Source organism: Bradyrhizobium sp. 157 (genome assembly GCF_023073815.1).
In the GTDB taxonomy this organism is placed as follows: domain Bacteria; phylum Pseudomonadota; class Alphaproteobacteria; order Rhizobiales; family Xanthobacteraceae; genus Bradyrhizobium.
In genome coordinates this window covers 76,996-101,689 of sequence record NZ_JADPKF010000087.1, presented here as the reverse complement: position 1 = coordinate 101,689, position 24,694 = coordinate 76,996, and the positions used below count along the sequence as shown (strand labels likewise).

The 24,694-nt window shown below is 62.4% G+C and carries 19 protein-coding genes; 4 read left to right on the top strand and 15 right to left on the bottom strand.

Annotated features, from left to right (window positions below; translation table 11 throughout):
• Nucleotides 1–33: 33 nt before the first annotated feature.
• The 6 genes from fmdA to urtA all read right to left on the bottom strand — a co-directional run bounded on the left by fmdA (nucleotide 34) and on the right by urtA (nucleotide 6,352).
• Nucleotides 34–1,263 (bottom strand): formamidase, encoded by a 1,230-nt coding sequence (gene fmdA, locus IVA95_RS24430; RefSeq protein ID WP_247512821.1) that lies wholly within the window; start codon nucleotides 1,261–1,263, stop codon nucleotides 34–36.
• Between the two features lie 36 nt (nucleotides 1,264–1,299).
• Nucleotides 1,300–1,989: an urea ABC transporter ATP-binding subunit UrtE gene (urtE, locus tag IVA95_RS24425; protein WP_247512820.1), complete on the bottom strand. Its 690-nt coding sequence runs from the start codon at nucleotides 1,987–1,989 to the stop codon at nucleotides 1,300–1,302.
• Between the two features lie 70 nt (nucleotides 1,990–2,059).
• Nucleotides 2,060–2,815 carry an urea ABC transporter ATP-binding protein UrtD gene (gene urtD / locus IVA95_RS24420; RefSeq protein WP_247512819.1) on the bottom strand — a complete coding sequence of 252 codons (756 nt, stop codon included), beginning with the start codon at nucleotides 2,813–2,815 and terminating at the stop codon, nucleotides 2,060–2,062.
• 67 nt (nucleotides 2,816–2,882) lie between these two features.
• A complete protein-coding gene (urtC, locus tag IVA95_RS24415; RefSeq protein ID WP_247512818.1) occupies nucleotides 2,883–4,028 on the bottom strand; it encodes an urea ABC transporter permease subunit UrtC in 1,146 nt (381 codons plus the stop codon).
• Between the two features lie 17 nt (nucleotides 4,029–4,045).
• Entirely contained in the window at nucleotides 4,046–4,972 is a 927-nt protein-coding gene (gene urtB, locus IVA95_RS24410) for an urea ABC transporter permease subunit UrtB (protein ID WP_247512817.1), read from the bottom strand.
• A 120-nt stretch (nucleotides 4,973–5,092) separates the two neighbouring features.
• The gene (gene urtA / locus IVA95_RS24405) at nucleotides 5,093–6,352 is read right to left on the bottom strand and encodes an urea ABC transporter substrate-binding protein (RefSeq protein ID WP_247512816.1); all 1,260 of its coding nucleotides are present in this window, start codon (nucleotides 6,350–6,352) and stop codon (nucleotides 5,093–5,095) included.
• A gap of 174 nt (nucleotides 6,353–6,526) precedes the next feature.
• Between urtA and IVA95_RS24400 the strand changes: the two genes are divergently transcribed.
• Both IVA95_RS24400 and IVA95_RS24395 read left to right on the top strand, forming a co-directional pair.
• Complete coding sequence (locus IVA95_RS24400; protein ID WP_247512815.1) at nucleotides 6,527–9,898, top strand: ATP-binding protein; 3,372 nt, start codon at nucleotides 6,527–6,529, stop codon at nucleotides 9,896–9,898.
• Nucleotides 9,888–10,817: a response regulator gene (locus IVA95_RS24395; RefSeq protein WP_247512814.1), complete on the top strand. Its 930-nt coding sequence runs from the start codon at nucleotides 9,888–9,890 to the stop codon at nucleotides 10,815–10,817. The genes IVA95_RS24400 and IVA95_RS24395 overlap by 11 nt, the downstream gene beginning before the upstream one ends.
• A gap of 123 nt (nucleotides 10,818–10,940) precedes the next feature.
• Here the strand turns inward: IVA95_RS24395 and IVA95_RS24390 are convergent, their stop codons facing one another.
• The 7 genes from IVA95_RS24390 to IVA95_RS24360 form a co-directional block, all read right to left on the bottom strand.
• The gene (locus tag IVA95_RS24390) at nucleotides 10,941–13,643 is read right to left on the bottom strand and encodes a nitrate reductase (RefSeq protein ID WP_247512813.1); all 2,703 of its coding nucleotides are present in this window, start codon (nucleotides 13,641–13,643) and stop codon (nucleotides 10,941–10,943) included.
• Between the two features lie 13 nt (nucleotides 13,644–13,656).
• A complete protein-coding gene (locus IVA95_RS24385) occupies nucleotides 13,657–14,874 on the bottom strand; it encodes an FAD-dependent oxidoreductase (protein WP_346658039.1) in 1,218 nt (405 codons plus the stop codon).
• Between the two features lie 11 nt (nucleotides 14,875–14,885).
• Nucleotides 14,886–15,311, bottom strand: coding sequence for a globin family protein (locus IVA95_RS24380; protein ID WP_247512812.1), 426 nt, complete (start codon nucleotides 15,309–15,311; stop codon nucleotides 14,886–14,888).
• Nucleotides 15,312–15,399: 88 nt separating this feature from the next.
• Nucleotides 15,400–16,194, bottom strand: a complete 795-nt coding sequence (locus IVA95_RS24375) for an ABC transporter ATP-binding protein (protein ID WP_247512811.1) — start codon at nucleotides 16,192–16,194, stop codon at nucleotides 15,400–15,402.
• Between the two features lie 12 nt (nucleotides 16,195–16,206).
• Nucleotides 16,207–17,115, bottom strand: coding sequence for a nitrate ABC transporter permease (gene ntrB, locus IVA95_RS24370; protein ID WP_247512810.1), 909 nt, complete (start codon nucleotides 17,113–17,115; stop codon nucleotides 16,207–16,209).
• Nucleotides 17,116–17,177: 62 nt separating this feature from the next.
• Complete coding sequence (locus IVA95_RS24365) at nucleotides 17,178–18,497, bottom strand: CmpA/NrtA family ABC transporter substrate-binding protein (RefSeq protein WP_247512809.1); 1,320 nt, start codon at nucleotides 18,495–18,497, stop codon at nucleotides 17,178–17,180.
• 331 nt (nucleotides 18,498–18,828) lie between these two features.
• Nucleotides 18,829–19,743 (bottom strand): intradiol ring-cleavage dioxygenase, encoded by a 915-nt coding sequence (locus IVA95_RS24360; RefSeq protein WP_247512808.1) that lies wholly within the window; start codon nucleotides 19,741–19,743, stop codon nucleotides 18,829–18,831.
• A 132-nt stretch (nucleotides 19,744–19,875) separates the two neighbouring features.
• Between IVA95_RS24360 and IVA95_RS24355 the strand changes: the two genes are divergently transcribed.
• Nucleotides 19,876–21,144: a serine hydrolase domain-containing protein gene (locus IVA95_RS24355; protein ID WP_247512807.1), complete on the top strand. Its 1,269-nt coding sequence runs from the start codon at nucleotides 19,876–19,878 to the stop codon at nucleotides 21,142–21,144.
• 138 nt (nucleotides 21,145–21,282) lie between these two features.
• On the top strand, nucleotides 21,283–22,791 hold the full coding sequence (locus tag IVA95_RS24350; protein WP_247512806.1) for a sensor histidine kinase: 1,509 nt from the start codon (nucleotides 21,283–21,285) through the stop codon (nucleotides 22,789–22,791).
• Here IVA95_RS24350 and IVA95_RS24345 read toward each other — a convergent pair whose 3' ends face one another.
• Both IVA95_RS24345 and IVA95_RS24340 read right to left on the bottom strand, forming a co-directional pair.
• Nucleotides 22,792–24,114, bottom strand: coding sequence for a TRAP transporter large permease (locus IVA95_RS24345; RefSeq protein ID WP_247512805.1), 1,323 nt, complete (start codon nucleotides 24,112–24,114; stop codon nucleotides 22,792–22,794).
• Nucleotides 24,101–24,625: a TRAP transporter small permease gene (locus IVA95_RS24340; protein ID WP_247512804.1), complete on the bottom strand. Its 525-nt coding sequence runs from the start codon at nucleotides 24,623–24,625 to the stop codon at nucleotides 24,101–24,103. The genes IVA95_RS24345 and IVA95_RS24340 overlap by 14 nt, the downstream gene beginning before the upstream one ends.
• Between the last annotated feature and the right edge of the window lie 69 nt (nucleotides 24,626–24,694).

Below are 24,694 nucleotides of genomic sequence, written 5' to 3'. Positions count from 1 at the left end.
ACACGCGGCGCCCGCATCCTTCTCGCGCAGGGATCATTTGTCCGGCGAGATCGGCATCTGGATGTCGCCCGTGATGTGTTTGATCGGCCCGGCCGATGAAGGCATGATGTCGAAGTCAAAAATCTCCGTCGGCAGCCACAGCGTGGCGCAGGCGTTCGGCACGTCGACCACGCCGGAGATGTGGCCCTGGCACGGCGCAGTGCCCAGGATCGAATAGGCCTGCGCGCCGGAATAACCGAACTTCTTGAGATATTCGATCGCGTTCAAACACGCCTGGCGATAGGCGATGTGCACGTCGAGGTAATGCTGCTTGCCGGCCTCGTCGACCGAGATGCCCTCGAAGATCAGATAGTCCTTGTAGTTCGGCGTGATCGGCGACGGCTTGAACACGGGATTCTTGATGCCGTATTTGGTGACGCCATCCTTGATGATATCGACCTTCAGATGCAGCCAGCCGGCCATTTCGATCGCGCCGCAGAAGGTGATCTCGCCGTCGCCCTGGCTGAAGTGCAGGTCGCCCATCGAGAGGCCGCCACCCGGCACATAGACCGGGAAGAAGATTTTCGAGCCGCGCGACAAGTCCTTGATATCGCAATTGCCGCCATGCTCGCGCGGTGGCACGGTGCGGGCGCCTTCGGCACCGACCTTGGCCTTGGCGTCGCCCTTGGCGCGGCCGGCATGCGCGGTCGCGGCGAACGGCGGATTGGCGAGGCCCGGCACGCGGGTCGGGTTGGTCGCGATCAGCGCGGTCTCGCGCTCGTTCCAGGTCGCGAGCAATTTCGGATCGGGCAGACAGCCGATCAGGCCGGGATGGATCAGGCCTGCAAAGTTCACGCCCGGAACGTGGCGCGACGAGGTGTAGAGACCCTTGATGTCCCAGATCGATTTCTGCGCCAGCGGGAAATGGTCGGTCAGGAAGCCGCCGCCGTTTTGTTTGGAGAAGAAGCCGTTAAAACCCCAGAGGCTTTCCTTGAGCGGGCCGACGTCGAGCAGATCGACCACCAAGAGATCACCGGGCTCGGCGCCCTTGACGCCGATCGGGCCGGACAGGAAGTGCACGATCGAGAGGTCGATGTCGCGGACGTCATCGGCGGAATCGTTGTTCTTGATGAAACCGCCGGTCCAGTCATAGGTCTCGATGATGAAATCGTCGCCCGGATTGACCCACGCCACGATCGGAATATCGGGATGCCAGCGGTTGTGGATCATGTCGTTGTCGTAGGCCGATTTCGAAAGATCGACCTTGATCAGTGTCTCTGGCATCGATAGCTCCCCTTTTAGACAGCACGGTTTGCGGGTTTACACGGACAGGAATTTCGAGACCTGCGCGGCATCGACGCTGTCGCGCGGCTCGTCGCGGACGATCTCGCCGTTCTCGATGACCAGCACGCGGTCGGCGATGTCGAGCGCAAAGCTCAACACCTGTTCGGAGACCACGATCGACAGGCCGCGCTCGTCGCGGATACGCTTCAGCGTGCGCGCCATGTCCTTGATGATCGACGGCTGGATGCCCTCGGTCGGCTCGTCCAGGAGCAGCACTTTTGGCTTGGTGGCGAGCGCGCGGGCGATCGCAAGCTGCTGCTGCTGGCCGCCGGAGAGATTGCCGCCGCGGCGGCCTTTCATCTCCAGCAGCACCGGGAACAATTCGTAGATGTCCTCGGGCACCTCCGAACCGCCCGACACCACGAGGCCGGTTTCGATGTTCTCCTTCACCGTCATGGTGGAAAAGATCATGCGGCCCTGTGGCACGTAGGCGAGGCCCTTGGCGACGCGCTCGTAGCTCGGCAGCGCGCTGAGCTCGGTGCCTTCCATGCTCACCGAGCCGCTTTTGGACGGCACGATGCCCATCAGCGACTTCATCAGCGTGGTCTTGCCCATACCGTTGCGGCCCATGATCGCGACGATCTCGTTGGGCGCGACGGATACATTGAGGCCGTGCAGCACCTCGCTCTGGCCGTAGGCGACGTGGAGATCCGAAATAGCCAGCATGAACGTGCTTCCTTTATTTCCTGCGCATGATCTTGTCCGGAAACCGGACGCCACTTTCCGGGATCATGCGCTAGTGCCCTAAGTAAACTTCAATGACTTTCGGATCGTTCTTGACCTTCTCCATCGTGCCCTCCGACAGGATCTGGCCCTGGTGCAGCACCGTGACCTTGTGGGCGATGTCCTCGACGAATTTCATGTCGTGCTCGATGACGAGCACTGAGCGATCCTTGATGATGCGGTTCAAGAGCTCGGCGGTCTTGGCGCGCTCGCTGACGCTCATGCCGGCGACCGGCTCGTCGAGCATCAGGAGTTCCGGGTCCTGGATCAGCAGCATGCCGATCTCGAGCCATTGCTTCTGGCCGTGGCTGAGCTGATCGGCATAGGTGTCGAGACGATCCTTCAGGAAGATCATCTCGGCGACCTCGTCGATGCGCTGCTTGACAGCATCATCGCGCTGGAAGGCGAGCGAGCCGAACACGGTGCGGCCGCGTGGATAGGAAATCTCCAGGTTCTCGAACACCGTCAGATCCTCGAACACCGACGGCGTCTGAAACTTGCGCCCGACGCCGGTCTGCACGATCTGGTTCTCCTTCAGCTTCGTCAACTCCTTGCCGCGAAACTGGATCGAGCCTGAGGTCGCCTTGGTCTTTCCGCAGATCAGGTCGAGCACCGTGGTCTTGCCGGCGCCATTGGGGCCGATGATGACGCGGATCTCGTTCTTCTCGACATAGAAGGAAAGATTGTTCACCGCCTTGAAGCCGTCGAAGGAAACCGTGAGGGCCTCGACGGCGAGCAGGAAGGGTTTCGGCTGGTGACCGATGAGCATGATCTATCTCCTCATTTCGCCAATGTGGCATCGGCAACCGCGATGACCGATGAGCATGATGACCTCCTCACTCCGCCGGTGCGCCGTCGGCGACCGAATTGCTGGCCCAGCTGCCTGACTTCTTCTTGATCGAGCTGATCAGGCGATCGATGCGCGACTGGACGTGATCCTGCCAGATGCCGGACAGGCCGTTCGGGAAGGCCAGCACGACCGCGATGAACAGCGCGCCGAGGCCGAACAACCAGAGCTGCGGGAAGGATTCCGAAAGGCTGGTCTTGGCAAAATTGACCAGCAGCGCACCCCACACCGCGCCGAAGATCGACATCCGTCCGCCGACGGCGGTGTAGATCACCATTTCGATCGACGGCACGATGCCTACAAAGGACGGCGACATGAAACCGACATTGAGCGCAAACATGGCGCCCCCTATCGCGGCGAAGACCGCAGCCATGCAGAAGGCAAAGATCTTGAAGTTGGCGACGCTGTAGCCGGAAAAGCGGACGCGATCTTCCTGCTCGCGCATCGCCACCAGGATGCGGCCAAGCTTTGTCAGCCGGATGAACTGCGCGATGAGGATGCAGCCGAACAGCAGGAACACTTCAAAGAAATAAAGGATGACCTTGGCGTGGTCCGGCCTGATGTCCCATCCCTTCAGCGTACGCAGGTCGGTCATGCCGTTGATGCCGCCGGTGTAACCCTGCTGTCCGACAATCAGAATGGTGAGGATGGCGGCGACGGCCTGGGTGATGATCGCGAAATAGGTGCCGCCGACCCGGCGCTTGAACATTGCCGTGCCGATGATTAGGGCGAAGAGGCCTGGGACCAGGATGATGGCGAGAACGGTGAAGGTGAGACTGTGGAATGGCTGCCAGAACAGCGGCAGCGCAGTGATCTGATTCCAGTCCATGAAATCCGGAATGCCGGGCGTGGACTGGATCTTGGTGTTCTCCACGCTGGATGCCTCCAGCTTGAGGAACATCGCCATGCAGTAGCCGCCGAGGCCGAAGAACACGCCCTGCCCCAGGCTCAGGATGCCGCCATATCCCCAGCACAGCACAAGGCCGATCGCGACAAAGGCGTAAGTCAGATATTTCGCGACCAAGTTGAGACGGAACACATCCAGCGATAGCGGCAGGATCACGAACAGGACCAGGCCCAGTGCAACGAAACCAATGAGCTCGGATCGATTGAAAAAGCGCGAGTTGATGATCATGACCGTGCCTGCTTTCGCTATTTGCGGACCTTAAGGGCGAACAGCCCCTGCGGCCGCAGCATCAGAATTCCGACGACGGCGAGAAGCGTGAGCACCTTGGCCATCGAGCCCGACATGAAGAACTCCAGCGTCGACTGGGTCTGCGAGATCGAGAAGGCGGAAGCGATGGTGCCGAGCAGGCTGGCGGCGCCGCCGAACACGACCACCAGGAAGGTATCGACGATATAGAGCTGGCCTGACGTGGGCCCGGTCGAACCGATCATGGTGAACGCGCTTCCGGCGATGCCGGCGATCCCGCAACCGAGGCCGTAGGTGTAGCGATCAACTTTTTCGGTATTGATGCCGACGGCCCCGGCCATGATCCGGTTCTGCACGACCGCGCGGACCTGACGGCCCCAGCGCGACTTGTAAATGACGTAAGCGACCGCGCACGTGATTGAAACGGTGAGGCCCATCACGAAGATGCCGTTGATCGGCACCTCGATGCTGTCGGTCACCTTGAGCGAGCCCAGCATCCACTGCGGCAGCTCGACGCCGACTTCGCGCGCGCCGAAGACAGAGCGATAGGCCTGCTGCAGTATCAGGCTGAGGCCCCATGTGGCGAGCAGCGTGTCGAGCGGGCGCTTGTAGAGATGACGGATCAGCACCCACTCCACCAGCATTCCGAGCGCGCCGGAGGCGAGGAAAGCCAGCATCATCGCGAGAAAGAAATAGCCGCTGAAAAGACCTGGCAGATAGCTCTGGAACAAGTTCGACGTCATCCAGGTGACGTAGGCTCCCAGGATCATGAACTCGCCATGCGCCATGTTGATGACGCCCATCTGGCCGAAGATGATGGCAAGTCCGAGCGCCATCAACACGTAGACGGAAAACAGGATCAGGCCCGCAAAGCCCTGCATGACGAAGATGGAGCCCAGATCGCCAATCGAATAGTCGCCGAACATCTGACTTCTCCGCCGGAGGAAGGTCCCGCGTCGCGAGAGAATTCGCGACGCGGGGTGGTCAAGCGCGGATTGACGGTCCACGCCAGGGAGCGGTTGAAAAGTTGCGGGAAGGCTCCGCGCTTATTGGTAGCCCTTCGGGAACGGATCGGGCTCGATCAGGTCGGCGGTCTCGAAGATCAGCTCGAACTGACCATCGAGCTTGGCGCGCCCGACGCGGGTCTTCGACCAGAGGTGATGGTTTTCATGGATACGCACGTAGCCTTCGGGCGCCTCCTTGAATTCCACGCCGGGCGAAGCGGCTGCGATCTTGTCGACGTCGAAGCTGCCGGCCTTCTCGCAGGTCAGCTTCCACAGCCACGGGCCGAGATAGCCGGCCTGCGTCACGTCGCCGATCACGGTCTTCTCGCCCCACATCTTCTTGAAGGCGGGGACGAACGCCTTGTTGTTGGCGTTGTCGAGCGACTGGAAGTACTTCATGCAGGCATAGGCGCCCGCGATGTTTTCGCCGCCGATACCGTCGATTTCGTCTTCGGTCACCGAGATCGTCAAGAGCGCCTGCTTGGACAGGTCGACGCCGGCGGCCTTGAGCTGCTTGTAGAAAGCGACGTTGGAGCCGCCGACCACGTCGGTGAAGATGACGTCGGGCTTGGTCAGCTTGATCTTGTTGATCACCGAATTGAATTGGGTGCTGCCGAGCGCGTAATATTCCTCGCCGACGACCTTGCCCTTCAGTACGTTCTCGACGTGCTTGCGCGCGATCTTGTTCGAGGTGCGCGGCCAGATGTAGTCCGAACCGATGAAGAAGAACGATTTGGCGCCCTTCTCCTTGGCGATCCAGTTCAACCCGGCGAGGATCTGCTGGGTCGCTTCCTGGCCGGTGTAGATGACGTTCTTGGATTGCTCGAGACCTTCATAGAAGGTCGGGTAATAGAGCATACCATTGTACTGCTCGACCACCGGCAGCACCGCCTTGCGCGAGGCTGAAGTCCAGCAGCCCATGATCGCCGCGACCTTGTCGTTGACGAGAAGCTTCTTGGCCTTTTCTGCAAAGGTCGGCCAGTCGCTGGCGCCGTCTTCCTGGATGAACTTGATCTTGCGCCCGAGCACGCCGCCGGCGGCATTGATCTGTTCGATCGCGAGCTTTTCGGCCTGGATCGATCCGGTTTCCGAAATAGCCATCGTGCCGGTCGCCGAGTGCAGGATGCCGACGGTGACCTCCGTATCGGTGACCGCGAGTCCCGTGGTGTTGACGGTGGCGGTTGCGGGACCTGCCCCGAATGAGGGCCGAGGAAGGATCGAAACGAGCGGCAGCGCCGCCGCGCCCATCAGCAGTTTGCGGCGAAGCGGAGACTGCAGGCCCCTGTTTGGTTCGTCTGACATGAGCACCCCATTTTTGTTCGAGAACGCTTATTGGTCAGGCGAGGATTGCCCAGAATTGTGCACTGCACAGATACGTGGGATTGCGTATATTGCACCGCAAAATAGCGACGTAGGTTTCTGGTACGGAGTTTGCTGGCTACGCAGGGTCGGGCGAACTGGGCAGGAGCAACATAAGTGGCAGGGCGGCAGCGGATAGACCGCGTCAGGCGCCAATATAACCAATGGGTTGCCAACCAGACGTTGGAAGACTACGCGCTGCGCTTCACCGCCAAGAGCGCCCGGCGGTGGTCTGCCGCCCGCGTCGCCAATACCGCGCTTGGCGCGATCTCCTTTCTGGCGCTGGAGGCGATCGGCGGCACCATTACGCTCAATTACGGCGCAGCCAACGCCACATCAGCCATTCTTGTCGTCAGCGTCATCATCTTCCTCTGCGGCCTGCCGATTGCCTATCATGCCGCAAAATGCGGCATCGATATTGATCTGCTGACCCGCGGCGCCGGCTTCGGCTATATCGGCTCCACCATCACCTCGCTGATCTACGCCTCCTTCACCTTCATCTTCTTTGCGATCGAGGCGGTCATTCTCGCGAGCGCGCTCGAGATGTGCTTCGGCATCCCGCGGCCGCTCGGCTATCTCATCAGCTCGGTCATCATCATCCCGCTGGTGACTTACGGCATCACGCTGATCAGCCGCTTTCAATTGTGGACGCAGCCGCTCTGGATCGTCCTGCACATCCTCCCCTTCGTTGCGATCGCCTATGCCAATCCCCAATCGTTCACGGAATGGCGGAAGTTCGCCGGCGAACACGGCGACGCCGGTGGCCATCTCGATCTCCTGTTGTTCGGCACAGCCGCCTCGGTGGTGTTTTCGCTTGTTGCGCAGATCGGCGAGCAGGTCGACTTCCTGCGGTTTCTGCCCCGCGACCGCCGCACGTCACGGACGTCGTGGTGGATTGCGCTGCTCAGCGCCGGGCCCGGCTGGATCATTTTCGGCGCGCTCAAGCTGCTCCTTGGCTCGTTCCTCGCCTACTTCGCGCTAAGCCATGGCGTCTCCAGCGAGCAGGCGGCCGAGCCCGCGCATATGTATCTCGAGGCGTTCCGTTACGTCCTGTCGCAGCCCGATATGGCGCTGGCGCTGACCGGCCTCTTCGTCATTCTCTCGCAGATCAAGATCAACGTCACCAACGCCTATGCCGGCTCGATCGCCTGGTCGAACTTCTTCTCGCGGCTCACCCACAGCCATCCCGGCCGCGTGGTGTGGCTCGTCTTCAACGTTCTGGTCGCGCTGCTGTTGATGGAAATCGGCGTCTACAAGGCGCTGGAGCAGACGCTGGCGCTTTACTCCAACGTGGCGATTGCCTGGGTCGGCGCGCTGGTCGCCGATCTCGTCGTCAATAAGCCGCTGGGCCTGCGGCCACAACACATCGAGTTCAAGCGCGCGCATCTCTACGACATCAATCCGGTCGGCGTCGGCGCGATGACGATTGCGACCATCGTCTCGATCTCGGCCTTTTACGGCCTGTTCGGGCCGACGGCCAAGGCGCTCTCTGCCTTCGTGGCGCTTGCGGTTGCCTTCGTCGCCGCGCCGCTGATCGCCTGGGCGACCGACGGCAAATATTACATCGCGCGCAAGCCGAAGCGGAGCTGGCAGAATCTCGAGGCGATCCAGTGCTGTATCTGCGAGCATTCGTTCGAACCGGAGGACATGGCGTCCTGCCCGGCTTATGCCGGCCCGATCTGCTCGCTGTGCTGCTCGCTCGATGCGCGCTGCCACGATCTCTGCAAGCCGCATGCGCGGGCCGGCGCGCAGGTCTCAGACATGCTCGGGAAACTGTTGCCGGAGGCGATCTACGCGCGGATCAATTCGCAGTTCGGGCACTATCTCGGCGTGTTCGCTGTCTCCGCAGGGCTGGTCGGGCTCACGCTCGGACTGATCTACCTGCAGACCTCGGCGGGAATGCCCGTCGAGAATTTTGCGCTGTCCGACGTGCTGTGGAAGGTGTTCTTCGCGCTCACCATCATCATCGGCGTGGTGGCGTGGCTTTTCGTGCTGGCGCAGGAGAGCCGCCGTGCGGCGGAGGCGGAAACGCGGCGGCAGACGGCGCTGTTGATCCAGGAAATCGACGCGCACAAGCGCACCGATGCCGAGCTGCAGCGCGCCAAGGAAGTCGCGGAGTCCGCCAACCTCGCCAAGAGCCGGTATGTGGTGGGACTAAGCCATGAACTGCGCTCGCCGCTCAACGCCATATCCGGCTATGCGCAGTTGCTGGAGCAGGACCTAAGCCTCGCCAGCAAACCGCGCGACCAGGTGCGCGTGGTCCGGCGCAGCGCCGACCATTTGTCAGGACTGATCGACGGCATCCTCGATATCTCCAAAATCGAAGCAGGCCGGCTTTATCTGTCGCGCGACGAGGTCCGCCTGAGCGAATTTCTCGATCAGCTCGTCGGGATGTTTCGCGTTCAGGCCGCGGCCAAGGGCATCGACTTCATCTTCAAGCGGCCTTCGGTGCTGCCGCTCGTCGTCTATGCCGATGAGAAACGGCTGCGGCAGGTTCTGATCAACCTGCTGTCGAATGCACTGAAGTTCACGCAGACCGGCAGCGTGCAGTTCGTCGTGCATTACCGCAGCCCCGTTGCGGAGTTCGAGATCATCGATACTGGCCCCGGCATCCAGCCCGACGACCTCGAACGCATTTTTGCGCCGTTCGAGCGCGGCGCGCTCGGCGTCTCACAGCCGCAGACCGGCACCGGGCTTGGATTGACCATCAGCCGGCTCCTCGCCGGCGTGATGGGCGGCGACATCAGGGTAACCAGCGAGGTCGGTAGCGGCAGCACGTTTCGGGTGAAAATCCTGCTGTCGGAAGTGACCAATCCGACACGGATCGCGCCGGTGCAGGCGCCGATCTTCGGTTACCACGGGCCGCGCAAGACGATACTGATCACCGACGATGATCCCACCCACCGCGATCTCCTGCGCGAGGTGCTCACGCCGCTCGGCTTTATCCTGCTCAGCGCGCCCGATGGACCCGGCTGCCTCGCCCTGGCGCAGCATTGCCGGCCTGATCTGTTCCTGCTCGACATCTCGATGGCCGGCATGGACGGATGGACGGTTGCAGAAACGCTGCGCGCGAGCGGCCATCACCAGGCCCGTATCCTGATGGTGTCGGCGAGCGCGCTGGAAGCGCATGGCGCGCCGCTGGCGCAACCGTTCCACGATGGTTACCTGATGAAGCCGATCGATATTCCGAAGCTGCTCGAAACCATCCGTCAATTGCTGAAGCTCGAATGGCAGTATGAAGCAGGCGAAGTCCCTGCCCCGCATTGGAGGCCGGAGACCGGCTCGCGGCCGCCGGTGAAACACGTCGAGGAGCTGATCGGGCTCGGGCAACTGGGCTACGTCCGCGCGATCCAGGTCAAGCTCGACGAGATCGGCAGCGATTATCCTGAACACGCTGACTTCGTGTCGCAAATGCGCGCATTGATCGACCGCTTCGATCTCGATCAGTACATGGCGACGCTCAAAACCCTGCACAGCTATGATCATTGAACCAAAAAAGCGCGACGTCGCCCTCGTCGTCGACGACTCTCCGGAGACGCTGCGGCTCTTGACCGACGCGCTCGACGGCGCAGGCATGACCGTCATGGTCGCACTCGATGGTGCTTCCGCCATGCGGATCGTCGACCAGATCACGCCTGACATCGTGCTGCTCGACGCCGTGATGCCGGGGATGGACGGGTTCGAGACCTGCAGGCGGCTGAAGCGCGACGCCGGGCTCGAGCATGTGCCGATCATCTTCATGACGGGCCTTGCGGAAACCGAGCACATCGTGCGTGGGCTGGAGGCCGGCGGCGTCGACTATGTGACAAAGCCCATCGTGGTCGAGGAAATGCTGGCGCGCATCCGCGTTCACCTTGCGAATGCGCGGCTGACGCAAAGCGCGCGCGCCGCACTCGACGTCTCCGGCCGCTTTCTGCTCGCGGTGAATGCCGCGGGCAAGATCATGTGGGCGACACTCCAGGCGCAGAAGCTGCTATCGGATACGCTCTCCGCCGGCGGCGACGACGACGTGGTGCTGCCGGACCCGATCCCGCAATGGCTCGATGAGGCGCGCAAGGGCAAGGCCGGCACGAAGACGGCCGTCATGGCAGCGTTACCCGGCAACGAGCAGCTTCGCCTTCAGTATATGGGGAAGCTCGGCGCGAACGAATTCCTGCTGCGGCTGGCGAAGGATACCGGCGCGGATACACCGGCGGAATTCTCCAGCGAACTTGGCCTCACGACGCGCGAGGGCGAGGTGCTGTCGTGGCTGTCGAAGGGCAAGACCAACCGCGACATCGCGCAAATCTTGGGACTCTCCCCGCGCACCGTCGACAAGCATCTGGAGCAGATCTATTCCAAGCTCGGCGTCGAGAACCGCACCGCGGCGGCGGCGATCGCCGTGAATGCGAGGAACAGGAAGGGGTGAGCGTCCAAGACCCTCATCCTGACGAGCCACGCATCGCGTGGCGTCTCGAAGGATGAAGGCCATGCTCGGGCCACATGGTTCGAGACGCGCTGATGCGTCTCCTCACCATGAGGATCGAGGGTATCAGTTCGCGGCCGCCAGTTTTGGCGGCACCGCATTCGCCTCCGTCCGCGCAACCAGCCGCTTCAATTCCGGAATGCAGGAGCCGCAATTGGTGCCGGCCTTCAGCTTCGCGCCGATATCGGCTGCCGAACGCGCGCCGGCCGCAATGGCCTCGCAGATGGTGTTGCGGCCGACGCCGAAGCAGGCGCAGACGATCGGGCCGGCGTTGGCGAGGCCGTCGGTCGATTTGCCTGACAGCAGCATGCGGCGCTGGTCGTGGTCCAGCGTGTCCGCCGCAAACAGGCTCTTGACCACGTTCCAGTCGCCGGCGTCGTGCGCCGGGCCGATGAAAAGGCAGGTGTCGATACGGTCGCCGTCAAAGGATGCGGCGCGGTAGACGCCGCCGCCAAAATCCTTGTATTCGGCGAGATCGTTGCGAACGAAAGATTTCAGCCAGGATTGCCAGCCAGCGACATCAGCATTATCAGCGAACAAGTAGCCATGGCCGCCGTTGACAGCGACGCGCGCCACCCAGGCATGCGCGGGCAGTTCGAGCGGCTTGCGCGACAGCGCGAAGCCGCGGAAGACATATTCATAGGGGGTGATCGAGGCCGGCGTCGCCTTGTTCTCGGGCTGGCCGGAGAACGGATCGGTGACGGGCGCCACCAGCGAGCCGACGCGCGCGCCGGTCGCATTGGCCTCGCTCCAGTGGATCGGCGCGAACAGCATGCCGCGCTGCTGCCGTTCGCTGACGATGACCCGGAGCGTGCACTGCCCGTAATCGGTTGTGACCCGCGCGAAATCGCCGTCGGCTACGCCGTAACGTGCGGCGTCGTCGGGATGTACCTCGACGAACGGCTCCGGCAGATGCTGGCCGAGCCGCGGACTCTCGCCCGTGCGGGTCATGGTGTGCCACTGGTCGCGGATGCGGCCGGTGTTGAGCCGCAGCGGCCGCGCCGCGCTGGTCTCAGTTCGCAGCGCCGGAATTTCCGGCGCGATGAAACGGGCTCTGAAATCGTTGGCAAAGAAACCGCCTTCGGCGAAGAAGCGCGCCTGCGGCTCGGTGCCCTGCCGTATCGGCCATTGCACTGGCGCCATTGCGTCAAAATCGCTGTCCGACAGCGATTGCAGCGCGCCGATGTCGAAATCGCGGGCGCCCGCGTTCTCGAACGCCGAGAGCGCGGCATGCTCGCGAAAAATATCCGCCGCCGAGGTGAAGCTGAAGGCCGCGCCGAAGCCAAGGCGCCTGGCGACCTCGCCCATGATCCACCAATCCGGCTTGGCCTCTCCCGGCGGGTTAAGAAACGCGCGCTGCCGCGAGATGCGCCGTTCCGAGTTGGTCACCGTGCCGGATTTCTCGCCCCACGCCTGCGCCGGCAGCAGCACATGCGCGCCCGCGTCCACCGTGTCGTTCGAGATCACGTTCTCGGAAATCACGAACAGCTCGAGCTTCTTCAGGGCTTCGCGAACGCCGTCCGCGTTCGGCAGCGACACCGCCGGATTGGTGCCCATTACCCACAACGCCCTAATCTCGCCGCGTGCGATGGCCTCGAACATCTGCACCGCCTTCAAGCCTTCATGGGTGGCGATGCGCGGCGCTTTCCAGAACCGGCGCACGCGATCAATATCGGGTGGCGTGAAGCCCATATGGGCGGCGAGCTGGTTGGCAAGCCCGCCGACCTCACGCCCGCCCATCGCATTGGGCTGCCCGGTCAACGAGAACGGCGACGCGCCCGGCAGGCCAATCCGCCCGGTCGCGAGGTGGCAATTGAGGATGGCGTTGACCTTGTCGGTGCCCTGCGCCGACTGATTGACGCCCTGTGAATAGAGCGTCACGACGCGCGGCGTGTTGGCAAACATCTGGAAGAACGTCGCGACGTCCTGTTCGGACAGGCCGGTCGCCAGTGCGGTCGCGCCGACGCTGCCTGCGATGTTGCGCGCGCGGGCGACGGCACTGTCGAAGCCGGTGGTGTGGAGTTCGATGTAGTCGCGGTCGAGTACGCCGCTGTCCGCGAGGTAAACCAGCAACCCGCTGAACAGCGCGGTATCGGTGCCCGGCTTCAGGCCCAGGAACAGATCGTCCTCGCCGACGGTATCGGTCCGCCGCGGATCGATCACGATGATACGCGCGCCGCGCTTCTGCTTGTTGACGAGCATGCGCTGGTACAGCACCGGATGGCACCAGGCCGCGTTGGAGCCGACCAGCACCAGCAAATCGGCCTCGTCGAGATCCTCGTAACATCCCGGCACGGTGTCGGCGCCAAAAGCGCGGCGGTGGCCGGCGACGGACGAGGCCATGCACAGCCGCGAATTGGTGTCGACATTGGCGCTGCCGATAAACCCCTTCATCAGCTTGTTGGCGACGTAGTAGTCCTCCGTCAGCAACTGACCGGACAGATAGAAGGCGACCGAACCCGGGCCGTCGCGCGCGATAATGTGCTGGAAACGGTGCGCGACATGGTCGAGCGCGTCGCTCCACGCCACGCGCTCCATGGTTCCTTTGCGGCAGCGGATCATTGGATAGAGCAGCCGGTTCGCTAGCCCGAGCGTCTCGCCAAGCGCCGAACCCTTTGAGCACAGCCGGCCGAAATTGGCGGGATGATCGGGGTCGCCCGAGATCGCCGCCCCGCCCCGCCCGTCCGGCGTCGCCAGAATGCCGCAACCGACGCCGCAATAGGCGCAGGTGGTGCTGATAGCGCGGAGATCTGGATCGATGGCAGTCATGGCAGCAACCGGATCATGCAGCTTCAGAGCGGATCGCGAGCGAGCGGCCGAACATCATGTCGCCACGGATTCGGGCTGTCGGCTGACGCGTACGGATCAATTCGAGGTACCAGAGCGCGTCGGCGACATCGCCGATCAGCACCGCGCCGGTCAATCGCCCATCCGCGATCACCAGTTTCTTGTAGGTGCCGTGGTTGATGTCGGAGAGCACGATTGATTCGCTGCCGTCGCCGCCCATGAAATCGCCGGCGGAGAACACGCTGACGCCCGAAACTTTCAGATTGGTTGCGACGATGCTGCCGGTATAGGCGGCCTCACGCCCGGCGAGATGCCGCGCCAGCACGCTCGCCTGCTCATAGGCCGGCTCGACCAAGCCGTAGCAGACGCCGCGATGTTCGGCGCACTCACCGATCGCGAAGACATCTGCCGCGTCGGTCTGCATGACATCGTCGACCACGATCCCGCGGTTAACGGCAATGCCGGCTTTCTTCGCCAGCGCGATATTGGGACGAATGCCTGCGGCAAAGATCACGGCGTCGGCATCGATCCGACGTCCGTCCGCCAGTTCGACGCTCTCGACACGCTTCTCGCCGTGGACGCGCGCGGTGTTGGCGTTGAGCAGGATATCGATGCCCTTGCACTCGACCAGGGATTTCAGAAGCTCGGCCGCGGGCGCGTCGAGTTGGCGCTCCATCAGGCGGTCCATGAGATGGACCAGCGTCACCGGCGCGCCGGCCTTGGCGAGGCCATAGGCCGCCTCGAGGCCCAATAGTCCACCGCCAACCACCACCACGCGCTTTTTCTGCGCGGCCAGTGTCAGCAGTAGATCGACGTCGCGGCTGTCGCGAAACGTATGCACGCCGGCGAGATCGGCGCCGGGTATATTGAGCCGCAGCGGCGACGAGCCTGTGGTCAGCACCAGTTTCGAAAACGGAATGCTCTCGTCGTTCTCGATCTTGAGCTCACGGCGGCCGACATCGATCTCGGTCGCCACGCAGCCATATTTCAGGGTGACGCCGCGGTCGCGCCACCAGGACGCCGGCCGCAGCTCGATGTCCTGCGAAGTGGTTTCGCCGGCCAGCACCGATGACAACAACACGCGATTATACGCAAGCCGCGGTTCGTCGCCGATCACGGCGATGGCGTAACGCCCGAGCGCTACTCTCGCCAGCTCGTCGACCAGACGGGCGGCGGCCATTCCATTGCCGACGATGACCAGCGGCTCACTCACGCGTTGCGTCCTTACTCCGCAGCCAGAGGCTGGCCATAAGCTTCGGAAATCATGAAGCCGGACAGCGTGCCGTAAGCTGCGGTCCATGCAGCAGCGACTTCGGGCGTCCATGCCGCGCCAAGTCCCTTCTCCAGCGTCCACAGCAAGGCGCCGCCGACGACAGGATAATGCTCGGGTTTGGCGCCGTAGCTGACATGGCGTTTTGCCAATGCGCTCGCGGCCGGCAACACGGATTCAAGATTGCTCAACCCGTTCACCACCACTGCCAGCGTCGCCATCAGCTTCTTGCGCTGCTCTTTCATGTCGGTGGGAAACATCGCCTTCACCGTTGGCGCGACTTCGAATAGACGATCGTAAAATATGACGGCCGCCTGCTCCGAAATCGGCGCAACTTTGGCGAAGCTTTCCTGAACCAGGTTGATTTGTGTTGGATTCACCTAAACTCTCCTCGCGTGTTAAGGGCAATCCAGTTGGTCGTGCGGCGGGAACATTGGTTCACCGCCAACACGCGAATAAGCGAAGCAGCTACGCCGCCTCGACGAAGCGATGCCGCTCGTAGAGGAATTCGAGCACGCGCTGCCGGCACTTGAGGTAACCGGCATTGGTCGCGAGCTCGAGCCGCTTGCGCGGACGCGCCAGCGGTACTTCCAGCACCTCGCCGATCCGCGCGCTCGGGCCGTTGGTCATCATCACGATGCGGTCCGACAGCAGCACGGCCTCGTCGACGTCATGCGTGATCATCAGGATGGTGTTGCCGAGCTTCTGGTGCAGCGCCATCACCGAGTCCTGCAGATGCGCACGAGTCAGCGCGTCGAGCGCGCCAAAAGGCTCGTCGAGCAAGAGCACCTTCGGCTCCATCGCCAGCGCACGCGCAATGCCGACGCGCTGCTTCATGCCGCCGGAAATTTCGCTGGGGCGCTTGTCCTTGGCGTGCGCCATCTGCACCAGGTTGAGATTGTGCATCACCCAGGCGTCGCGCTCGGCGCGGGTCTTGGTCGACGCAAACACCTTGTCGACGCCGAGCTTGACGTTTTCGTACACCGTCAGCCACGGCAGCAGGCTGTGGTTCTGGAATACTACGGCGCGGTCCGGTCCCGGCGAATTGACCTCGCGGTTTTCCAGGAGCACGCCGCCGTTTGTGGCGCCGGTAAGGCCAGCCACGATGTTGAGCAGCGTGGACTTGCCGCAGCCGGAATGACCGATGATCGAGACGTATTCGCCCTTCTCGATCGTCAGGTTGATGTCCTTCAGCACCTCTGTGGTGGCGTTGCCGCGGATGAAGGTTTTGTCGATGTGGTCGAGCTTCAGATAGGCCTGCATGACTTATTTCCTTCAGTTCAGCGCGGTGCCGCGGGTCACGATCTTGGCCAGCCCCGCGATCATGCGGTCGAGTACGAAGCCGATAATGCCGACATAGAACAGCGCCAGGATGATTTCGCTGATGTGCGATGAGTTCCAGGCGTCCCAGATGAAGAAGCCGATGCCGACGCCGCCGATCAGCATTTCCGCCGCGACGATCGCCAGCCAGGACAGGCCGATGCCGATGCGAAGGCCCGTGAAGATGTAGGGCGCCGCCGCCGGGATCATGATCTTGGCGAAGAACTCCAGCGGATTGAGCTGCACCACGGCCGCGACGTTGCGATAGTCCTGCGGGATGTTGCGGATACCGACCGCGGTGTTGATGATGATCGGCCAGACCGAGGTGATGAAGATGACGAAAATCGCCGACGGTTGACCGTCACGGAATGCGGCGAGCGACAGCGGCAGCCATGCCAGCGGCGGGATGGTGCGAAGCACCTGAAACAGTGGATCGAGCCCGCGCATCGCCCACACCGACTGCCCGACCAGCGTGCCGAGCGCGATGCCGACGATGGCGGCAATCGAATAGCCATAGGCGACGCGCTGGAGTGAGGCCGACAGGTGCCAGAACAGGCCCTTGTCGATGCCGCCATTATCGAAGAACGGATCGAAGATCAGTTCCTTGGTGTCCTTGAAGACGCGCGACGGCGGCGGGAGCGTCGAGCCGGTGCGGCGGCAGACCAGCTCCCAGAACAACATCAGGAGTGCAAGCACGATCAGCGGCGGCACGACGCGCGCCGCGATCTCCTTGCCCATCTTGACATATTTCTCGGCGCGCGGCGCCTGCTTCGGCGTCATTGTCACCACCGGCGCTGCCGCCGTGGGCGAGGAAGTCGGAATGGTCACCGCAGTGGCTTCGGCTTTGATCGCGGGCATCGTCATTGAAAATGCATCTCCGTGTTCAAAAAGCGGGCCGCACGCGTATGCGCGCGGCCCGGGCTTGATCAGACTTCAACGCGCTTGATCGACAGCGACTTCAGATACGCAGCCGGATTTTCGGGATCGAACACCTTGCCATCGAAGAAGGTCTCCTTGCCGCGCGAAGTCGAAGTCGGAATCTCTGCAGCGGGGACGCCCAGCGTCTTGGCGGCTTCTTTCCAGAGATCCTCACGGTTGACCTTGGCGACCAGTGCCTTGCTGTCGAAGCCCGCTTCGTATTTGCCCCAGCGGATGTCCTCCGTCATGAACCAGAGATCGTGGCTCTGGAACGGATAGGAGGCGAAGTCGCGCCAGTACTTCATGATGTGCGGCGAGTTCTCGACGACTTTGCCCGGGAGGCCGTAGTCGAACTTGCCCGCCGAACGATCATAGACATCGTCGACCGGGCAGTTCATCCACTGCCGTTTGCCCATGATGGTGGCGAGCTCTTTCTTGTTCTCGGCCTTGTCGGCCCATTGCTGCGCCTCCATGACAGCCATCAGGATCGCCTTGGCGGCCTTCGGATATTTGTCGACCCAGGCTGCGCGCATGCCGAGCGACTTCTCCGGATGCTTATTCCAGAGCTCGCCGGTGTTGACGGCGGTGTAGCCGATGCCTTGGTTGATGAGCTGCAGATTCCAGGGTTCGCCGACGCAGAAGGCATCCATCGTGCCCACTTTCATGTTGGCAACCATCTGCGGCGGCGGCACGACGATGGTCTCGACGTCCTTGTCGGGATCGATGCCACCGGCGGCGAGCCAGTAACGGATCCACAGATCGTGGGTGCCGCCCGGGAAGGTCATCGCGACCTTGGCCGCCTTGCCGGCGGCCTTCTTTTGCTCGAACACGGCCTTGAGCGGCGAAGCGTCAGTGCCGATCTTGAGGTTGGCATATTCCCTGGCAATCGAGATGCACTGCGCATCGAGATTGAGCCGAGCCAGGATGTACATCGGCGTCGGCACATTGTTCTGCGTCACCTTGCCGGCCGAGATCAGGTACGGCATCGGCGTCAGGATGTGCGCGCCGTCGATGCCGTTGCCTTCCGAGCCGAGCACGAGGTTGTCGCGGGTGGTGCCCCAGGATGCCTGCTTGGCAACCTCGACGTCGGGCATGCCGTGCTTGGCGAAGAAGCCCTTGTCCTTGGCGACGAACAGCGGCCCGGCGTCACTCAGCGCAATGAACCCGAGCGTCGCCTTGGTCACTTCCGGTCCCGCGCCTTGCGCGAACGCGCCGGCCGGGAGGTTCAGCTTGGCGGCGGCGAGCAATGCTGCCGTCGCGCCGCTCGCCTTAAGAAGCTGGCGGCGGCTGAAACCGCGGCGTGAGGTCGGAGTGGTGGGCTTCGTCATGGGTAGTGCGCTCCTTTGCGTGTGAATGGGGCCCTCCGATTCGTGTCGCCGCGCGAGACGCATAAGGGCGCGCGCCGGGGATGCCCCGGACGTGCGGCGTCACAATTCGGATGAGTGGTCTCAAGGGACGGCGACAATGGCGTCAGCACTAGCTATTCAAGCTTCGTGCCAAGCCTCCCGCGCTTCAAAAAGATTATTTATATCAGTATATTGCCAGATCGATGCCGCAAAAAAAGGCAGCGATCAGGAACCAGTCATGGCATTCGAAAATTGCGATTCGCTCAATCCTTGTGCGGCGCACAAGAATTGAGCAGATAGGCGGCACCCTGCCTTATGCGTCTTCAGCCGCCTTCGCCATCATCGGCTTCGGCGCGCTTCCCTCGCCTGGCTTCATGCGGAATTCGTAGGTCATGAGGTGCCAGGCCGAGGCCGCCGGCTTGCCGTCCGGCATCGTCGGATCGGTGCGCTTTTCGATTTGGGCGACCAACTCGTCCTTGACCCCGAACACTACGTCGGAATCGAGATACTTGTCGCCGTCCATGAAGACGTGCGTGATCAGCGGCTGATAGCCGGGCGCGTCGACCAGAAAATGGATATGCGCCGGCCGCATCGGATGGCGGCGCACCTTAAGGATCATCTCGCCGACCGGACCGTCGGTCGGAATCGGATAGCTGCACGGCAGGATGGTGCGGAAGAAGAATCTTCCGTCGGCATCTGTCACGAAGCGTGCCCGCGATGACGGCCCTTCCGTCGCATAGGCCGGCTTCTGGGAATCATAGAAGCCATCATCATCGGCATGCCAGACATCCACCGGCACGCCCGAAAGTGGCTTGCCATCGAGGTCGGTCACGCGGCTCTGCACGAACATGCGCTCGCCGGGCAGCGTTCCCGAGATATCGGTGCCGTGCGGCGTCACTTTGTGTTCGCCGACATAGAACGGGCCGAGCACCGTGGTCTCGGTGGCGCCCTCACGCTCCCGGTGGTTCACGGCGTCGACCAGCATCGAGACGCCGAGCACGTCGGACAGCAGAATGAACTCTTGCCGGATCGGCGTGCACTTTTGGCCGGTCCGGGTTAGAAAATCGATCGCATATTCCCATTCCTCGAAGGTGAGATCGGTCTTGCGGACATAGTCGTGGAGCGACTTCACCAGTTCCTGCAGCAGGAATTTGGCGCGCGGATCCGGCGTATTGTCGAAGCTGCGGATGACGGCGGCGGTCAGTTCGGTCTCGCTGAATTGGCGCATTTTTGCTGTCCTGCGGGATATGCGATGGCTGGAGTCAGCCTATATCACCCTTCCAGTCCGCATAAGCACAGCCCGTTGGAACAGGAGACACTTTTCGGCTATCAAGACCGCAGTCGCCAGCCGGAGATGCCGATGCTAGCCCCCGCCTCACCCGAGTCCGCCGGAATGTCCAAGGTGGCCCTCGATCGCCTCGAAAATCATCTGAAGCAGCGCTACATCGATGCCGGCCGCTTCCCGGGGACGCAGCTCCTGATCTATCGCCGCGGCAAGGTCGTCCATTCGTCCGCACAGGGCTTTGCCGATCTCGAGCGCAAGGTGCCGGTCAAGGACGACACGATCTTCCGCATCTATTCGATGACCAAGCCGCTCACGAGCGTTGCCTTCATGATGCTGGTCGAGGAAGGCCGCGTCGCGCTCGACGAGCCCGTACACAAATACATTCCGGCATGGAAGAATCTTGGCGTGTTCGTGGCCGGCACGCACCCGGCCTTCCTGACCCGGCCGCCGTCACGGCCGATGCTGATCGTGGATCTGTTGCGGCACACCTCCGGCCTGACATACGGCTTCCAACAACGCAGCAACGTCGATGCGGCCTATCGCGAGAACAAGATCGGCGAAGTCGTCAAGGCCGGCACACTGCAAGGCATGATCGACGACCTCGCAAAAATTCCGCTGGAATATTCGCCGGGCGAGGCCTGGAATTACTCCGTCGCCACGGACGTGATCGGCTATCTCATTGGTCTGATCAGCGGCAAACCATTCGAGCAGTTTCTGAAGGAGCGGATCATAGATCCGCTCGGGATGAGTGATACCGACTTCTTCGTGCCCAAGGACAAGGCGCATCGTTTCGCGGCGTGTTATTCGGCCGATCCGCAAGGCGGCTTCAACCCGCTCGCCACCGAGCGCAAGGGTACGCTGACGCTGCAGGACGACCCCGCGACGAGCTCGTTCCTGGAGCCGCCATCGTTCATCTCCGGCGGCGGCGGCCTGTGCTCGACCACGGCCGACTATCTCACCTTCTGCCGGGCGCTGCTCAATGGCGGCGAGCTCGGCGGTGTCAGATTGTTGGGTCCCAAGACGCTGAAACTGATGACGTCCAACCATCTGCCCGGCGGGGTCGACCTGCCGGCGATGTCGCGCTCGCTGTTTTCGGAAGCCGCCTATAACGGCATCGGCTTCGGCCTCGGCTTTGCCGTCACCATGAACCCGGCGCAGACGCTGATTGCCGGCAGTCCCGGCGAATACAACTGGGGCGGCGCGGCGACAACGTCGTTCTTCATCGACCCGTTGGAAGAATTGATCACGATCTTCATGACGCAGGTGCTGCCGTCGAGCGCCTATCCCTTGCGGCGCGAGCTGCGCACCATGGTGTATGCCGCGATCGCCGACAGCAATCTCTGAGGTCGGCGGCTGGGCCACACGGAACCCGGCCGCTTCTCCAGTCGGCTCAATAACTTACTTCATACTCTTATTGTTCTTGGCGAAATTCGGCGGCTTCTCCTATGCTTGCCCCGATTGGGCGCCGATCCGGGGCTTGCGTTGCCGAAACTTTCACTGCCAGTGCGTCTTGCCCTTCTGGTCGCGGGAACCACGCTGCCATTGATCATTTTCGCGGTCGGCATCACGTACAACAATTACAAGCAGGACCGCCAGGATGCGACGCAGCGCGTGCTTGAAACGGTTCGCAGCATTCGCCTCGTGCTCGATGCGGAAATGCAGCGGATCACCGGCGCGCTCCAGGTGTTGTCACTGACAAACGCAGTGCGAGACGGCGATTTCGAGGGTTTCCGCCGCATCTGCCAGGGTTTTCTTGACCAGTATGGCGAAGGCGGCGTCGTGCTGGTGGCGGACCGCGAAGGCCGCCAAGTGTTCTCCTCGCTCACGCCGGATACGGCAAGCCTGCCATTGCGCAACAACCTCGGCCTGGTCGAGAAGGTCTTTGCGGAAAAGAAGCCGGTCTATTCCAACCTGTTCTTTGGGGCGGTCAAGAAACGGTTGATCGTGACGGTCGAAGTGCCCGTTATCCACGATGGCCAGGTGCTTTACGACATCTCCTTCAGTCCGCCGATCGAAATCTTTCAGGCCATGATCGAGCAGCAGCGGCCGAGCAAGGATTGGACGATCTCTATCTTCGACGGCGAAGGTATCAATTTCGCGCGCGTGCCGAATCCGCAGGAGACCATCGGCAAACGTGCATCGCCCTCCCTCTATACGCAGATGTTCAACAATCCGGAAGCCACCCTGCCGACGGTGTCGCTCGAGGGCGTGCCGCTGATTACGAGCTTTGCCCGCTCCTCGCTCACCGGCTGGACGGTTGCTGCCGGTATCGCCGAAAGCTCGCTGGTCGCGCCGCTCTGGCGCAACCTCGCGATCACGAGCGTAGTGGGCGCCGTGCTGCTGATGGTCGGGCTCGCCTTCGCGGTGCGGATGGCAACTCAGATCGCCCGCGGCGAGATGCTCCACAATCTCCTGATCGAGGAACTCAACCATCGCGTCAAGAATACGCTCGCGGTCCTGCAGTCGATCGCCACCCAGACCTTCCGCAGCGCGAGCCGGGCGGAGCGCGAGAAGTTCGAGGGAAGGCTCGGCGCGCTGGCGGAGGCGCATAACTTGCTCAGCCAGGAGAAGTGGCAGGGCGCGGAGCTGCGGGAAGTGATTTCGCGGGTGCTGCAGCCCTACCTGCTCAACAATCCGGAGCGGGCGCGGATGTTCGGACCGCAGGTCCCGCTGTCGCCGCGGCTCGCCGTCGTGCTGTCGATGATCGTGCACGAGATCGCAACCAATGCCGCTAAATACGGCGCGCTATCGAACGACACCGGGACCGTCGCGGTGGATTGGGAGATCCTCGAAGAAAGCGACGGGCGCAAGTTGCGGCTGATCTGGACCGAGACAGGCGGCCCGCCCGTCACGGCACCGGTGCAGCGTGGCTTCGGCTCGCGGCTGATCGAGCGCAGCGCACGCGACCAGCTCGGCGGCGAAGCAACCGTCGACTTTCTGCCGCGCGGCGTTGTCTACACCGTAAGCTGCGCGCTCGATAGGGAAGAATAGCTATTTAAGCATCTCCGGCACGATCAGGCGTGGCAGGAACAACGAGACGCTCGGCCAGATGATGACGGCGGCCAATACCAGCAGCATCGGTATCAGCATGATCACCGTGTCTTTCAGCGCGTAGCGCAGCCGCACGCCGGCGATCGAGCAGGCGATCATCAGGCACAGGCCATAGGGCGGCGTCACCAGTCCGAACGCCAACGATACGATCGAGATGATCGCAAACTGAACGGGGTGCAGGTCGACCGACCTCGCTAAGGGCTCCAGCACGGTGCCGACAATCACGATCGCCGGAATGGCGTCGAGAAAGCAGCCTACCACCAGGAAGCAGAACGCGATGAAGAAGCCGGCCCCGACCGCGCCCATGCCCCAGGTCGAAACGTTGGCCAGGAGCTCCTGCGGTATCTTGTAATAGGCCAGCAGCCAGCCGAACGCGCTCGCGGTGCCGATGCAGAACAGCGCGACGCCTGCCAGGCGCCCGGTATCGAGCAGCGCCTTGTAGAGTTCGCGCGGGCCGGTTTCGCGGTAAAAGAACACCGACAGCACCACGGAATACAGCACGGCGACGCAGGCGGATTCGGTGGCGGTGAACCATCCAAGCAGGATGCCGCCGACGATGATGAACGGCGTCGTCAGAGCCGGTATCGATCGCCAGATGGCGTAGCCGATGTCGGTCCAACTCGATTTCGGGTAGGTCGGATAGCCGCGCCGCACCGCGTAGACATGCACCGTCGCCATCTGGGCGCCCGCGATCAACAGGCCGGGGACGATGCCCGCCAGATACATCGCTGCGATCGAGGTCGAGATCAGTCCGCCCCAGACGATCATCAGGATTGAGGGCGGGATGATGACGGCGAGCACCGCCGATACCGCCGTGATGGCGATCGAGAACGAGAGGTCGTAGCCTTCCTTGGTCTGGGCATCGATGAAGATCTTGGACTGGCTTGCGGCATCCGCAGTGGAAGAGCCGGAAATGCCGGCGAAGAACACCGACAGCACGACATTGATCTGCGCCAGCGAGCCCGGCCAATGCCCGACCATCGAACGCGACAACGTCACCAGGCGGTCGGTGATGCCGCCGATGCCCATCAGGTTGGCGGTCAAGAGGAAGAAGGGCACGGCGAGCAGGATGAACGAGTTGTAGGCGTTGAAGGTCTCCTGCGCGAGCGACATCATCGACAGGCGGGGCTCGATAAGCAGGATCGGTACGCAGGCAAGACCGAGCGCAAAAGCTACCGGCACGCGCACGATGAGCAGGCCAACGAAAACGCCGAACAGGACCAGTGCGGCCTCGCCGGCGGAAAGTACATTACCACCGTTCATCGCTTCGCCCCGCCAGAATTTTCAGTTCGTCGATGATCTGTTCGCCAGCAAAGACAATCCACGTCACACCCGCTACGGGCCATGCGACATGAATCATCCAGAGCGGTAGATCGGCCAGTTCCGACGTTCGGTTCCAGGCGAACCGCGTGAATTCCAGGCCAGCCCACACAAAGACCAGCGCCATCGCCAGCACGCCGAGACGCGCGACGATCCGCACCGCGGCTTCCGCCCGCCGCGACATGTTGGGCCAGACGTCGACCTCGAAATGCTGCGCCTCCCTGATCCCGACCATGGCGCCGATCATGATGGTCCAGATGAACAGGAAACGCGCCATCTCCTCGGTCCAGATGTAGGACGGGATGAAGGGCGTGTAGCGCGAGATGACCTGCAGGGTGACTGGAACGACCAGAATGCCGACACATGCGGCGAGCAGGATTTCCAATAGTTTTGCATAGGCCGCCGTCGCGCGTCGCCATAGCGACGGGTTCGGCGGCATCGATATTTCAGTCATCGTGGCTCCGGGAGGTAACAATCACGGAGGGGGCAAGCCGCATGGCTTGCCCCATGTCCTATCGCTCGG

Excerpts from the sequence above, each read along its gene's own strand:
- fmdA (WP_247512821.1), bottom strand. The coding sequence starts at position 1,263 with ATGCCAGAGACACTGATCAAGGTCGATCTTTCGAAATCGGCCTACGAC.
- urtE (WP_247512820.1), bottom strand. The coding sequence starts at position 1,989 with ATGCTGGCTATTTCGGATCTCCACGTCGCCTACGGCCAGAGCGAGGTG.
- urtD (WP_247512819.1), bottom strand. The coding sequence starts at position 2,815 with ATGCTCATCGGTCACCAGCCGAAACCCTTCCTGCTCGCCGTCGAGGCC.
- urtC (WP_247512818.1), bottom strand. The coding sequence starts at position 4,028 with ATGATCATCAACTCGCGCTTTTTCAATCGATCCGAGCTCATTGGTTTC.
- urtB (WP_247512817.1), bottom strand. The coding sequence starts at position 4,972 with ATGTTCGGCGACTATTCGATTGGCGATCTGGGCTCCATCTTCGTCATG.
- urtA (WP_247512816.1), bottom strand. The coding sequence starts at position 6,352 with ATGTCAGACGAACCAAACAGGGGCCTGCAGTCTCCGCTTCGCCGCAAA.
- IVA95_RS24395 (WP_247512814.1), top strand. The coding sequence starts at position 9,888 with ATGATCATTGAACCAAAAAAGCGCGACGTCGCCCTCGTCGTCGACGAC.
- IVA95_RS24390 (WP_247512813.1), bottom strand. The coding sequence starts at position 13,643 with ATGACTGCCATCGATCCAGATCTCCGCGCTATCAGCACCACCTGCGCC.
- IVA95_RS24375 (WP_247512811.1), bottom strand. The coding sequence starts at position 16,194 with ATGCAGGCCTATCTGAAGCTCGACCACATCGACAAAACCTTCATCCGC.
- ntrB (WP_247512810.1), bottom strand. The coding sequence starts at position 17,115 with ATGACGATGCCCGCGATCAAAGCCGAAGCCACTGCGGTGACCATTCCG.
- IVA95_RS24365 (WP_247512809.1), bottom strand. The coding sequence starts at position 18,497 with ATGACGAAGCCCACCACTCCGACCTCACGCCGCGGTTTCAGCCGCCGC.
- IVA95_RS24360 (WP_247512808.1), bottom strand. The coding sequence starts at position 19,743 with ATGCGCCAATTCAGCGAGACCGAACTGACCGCCGCCGTCATCCGCAGC.
- IVA95_RS24355 (WP_247512807.1), top strand. The coding sequence starts at position 19,876 with ATGCTAGCCCCCGCCTCACCCGAGTCCGCCGGAATGTCCAAGGTGGCC.
- IVA95_RS24345 (WP_247512805.1), bottom strand. The coding sequence starts at position 24,114 with ATGAACGGTGGTAATGTACTTTCCGCCGGCGAGGCCGCACTGGTCCTG.
- IVA95_RS24340 (WP_247512804.1), bottom strand. The coding sequence starts at position 24,625 with ATGACTGAAATATCGATGCCGCCGAACCCGTCGCTATGGCGACGCGCG.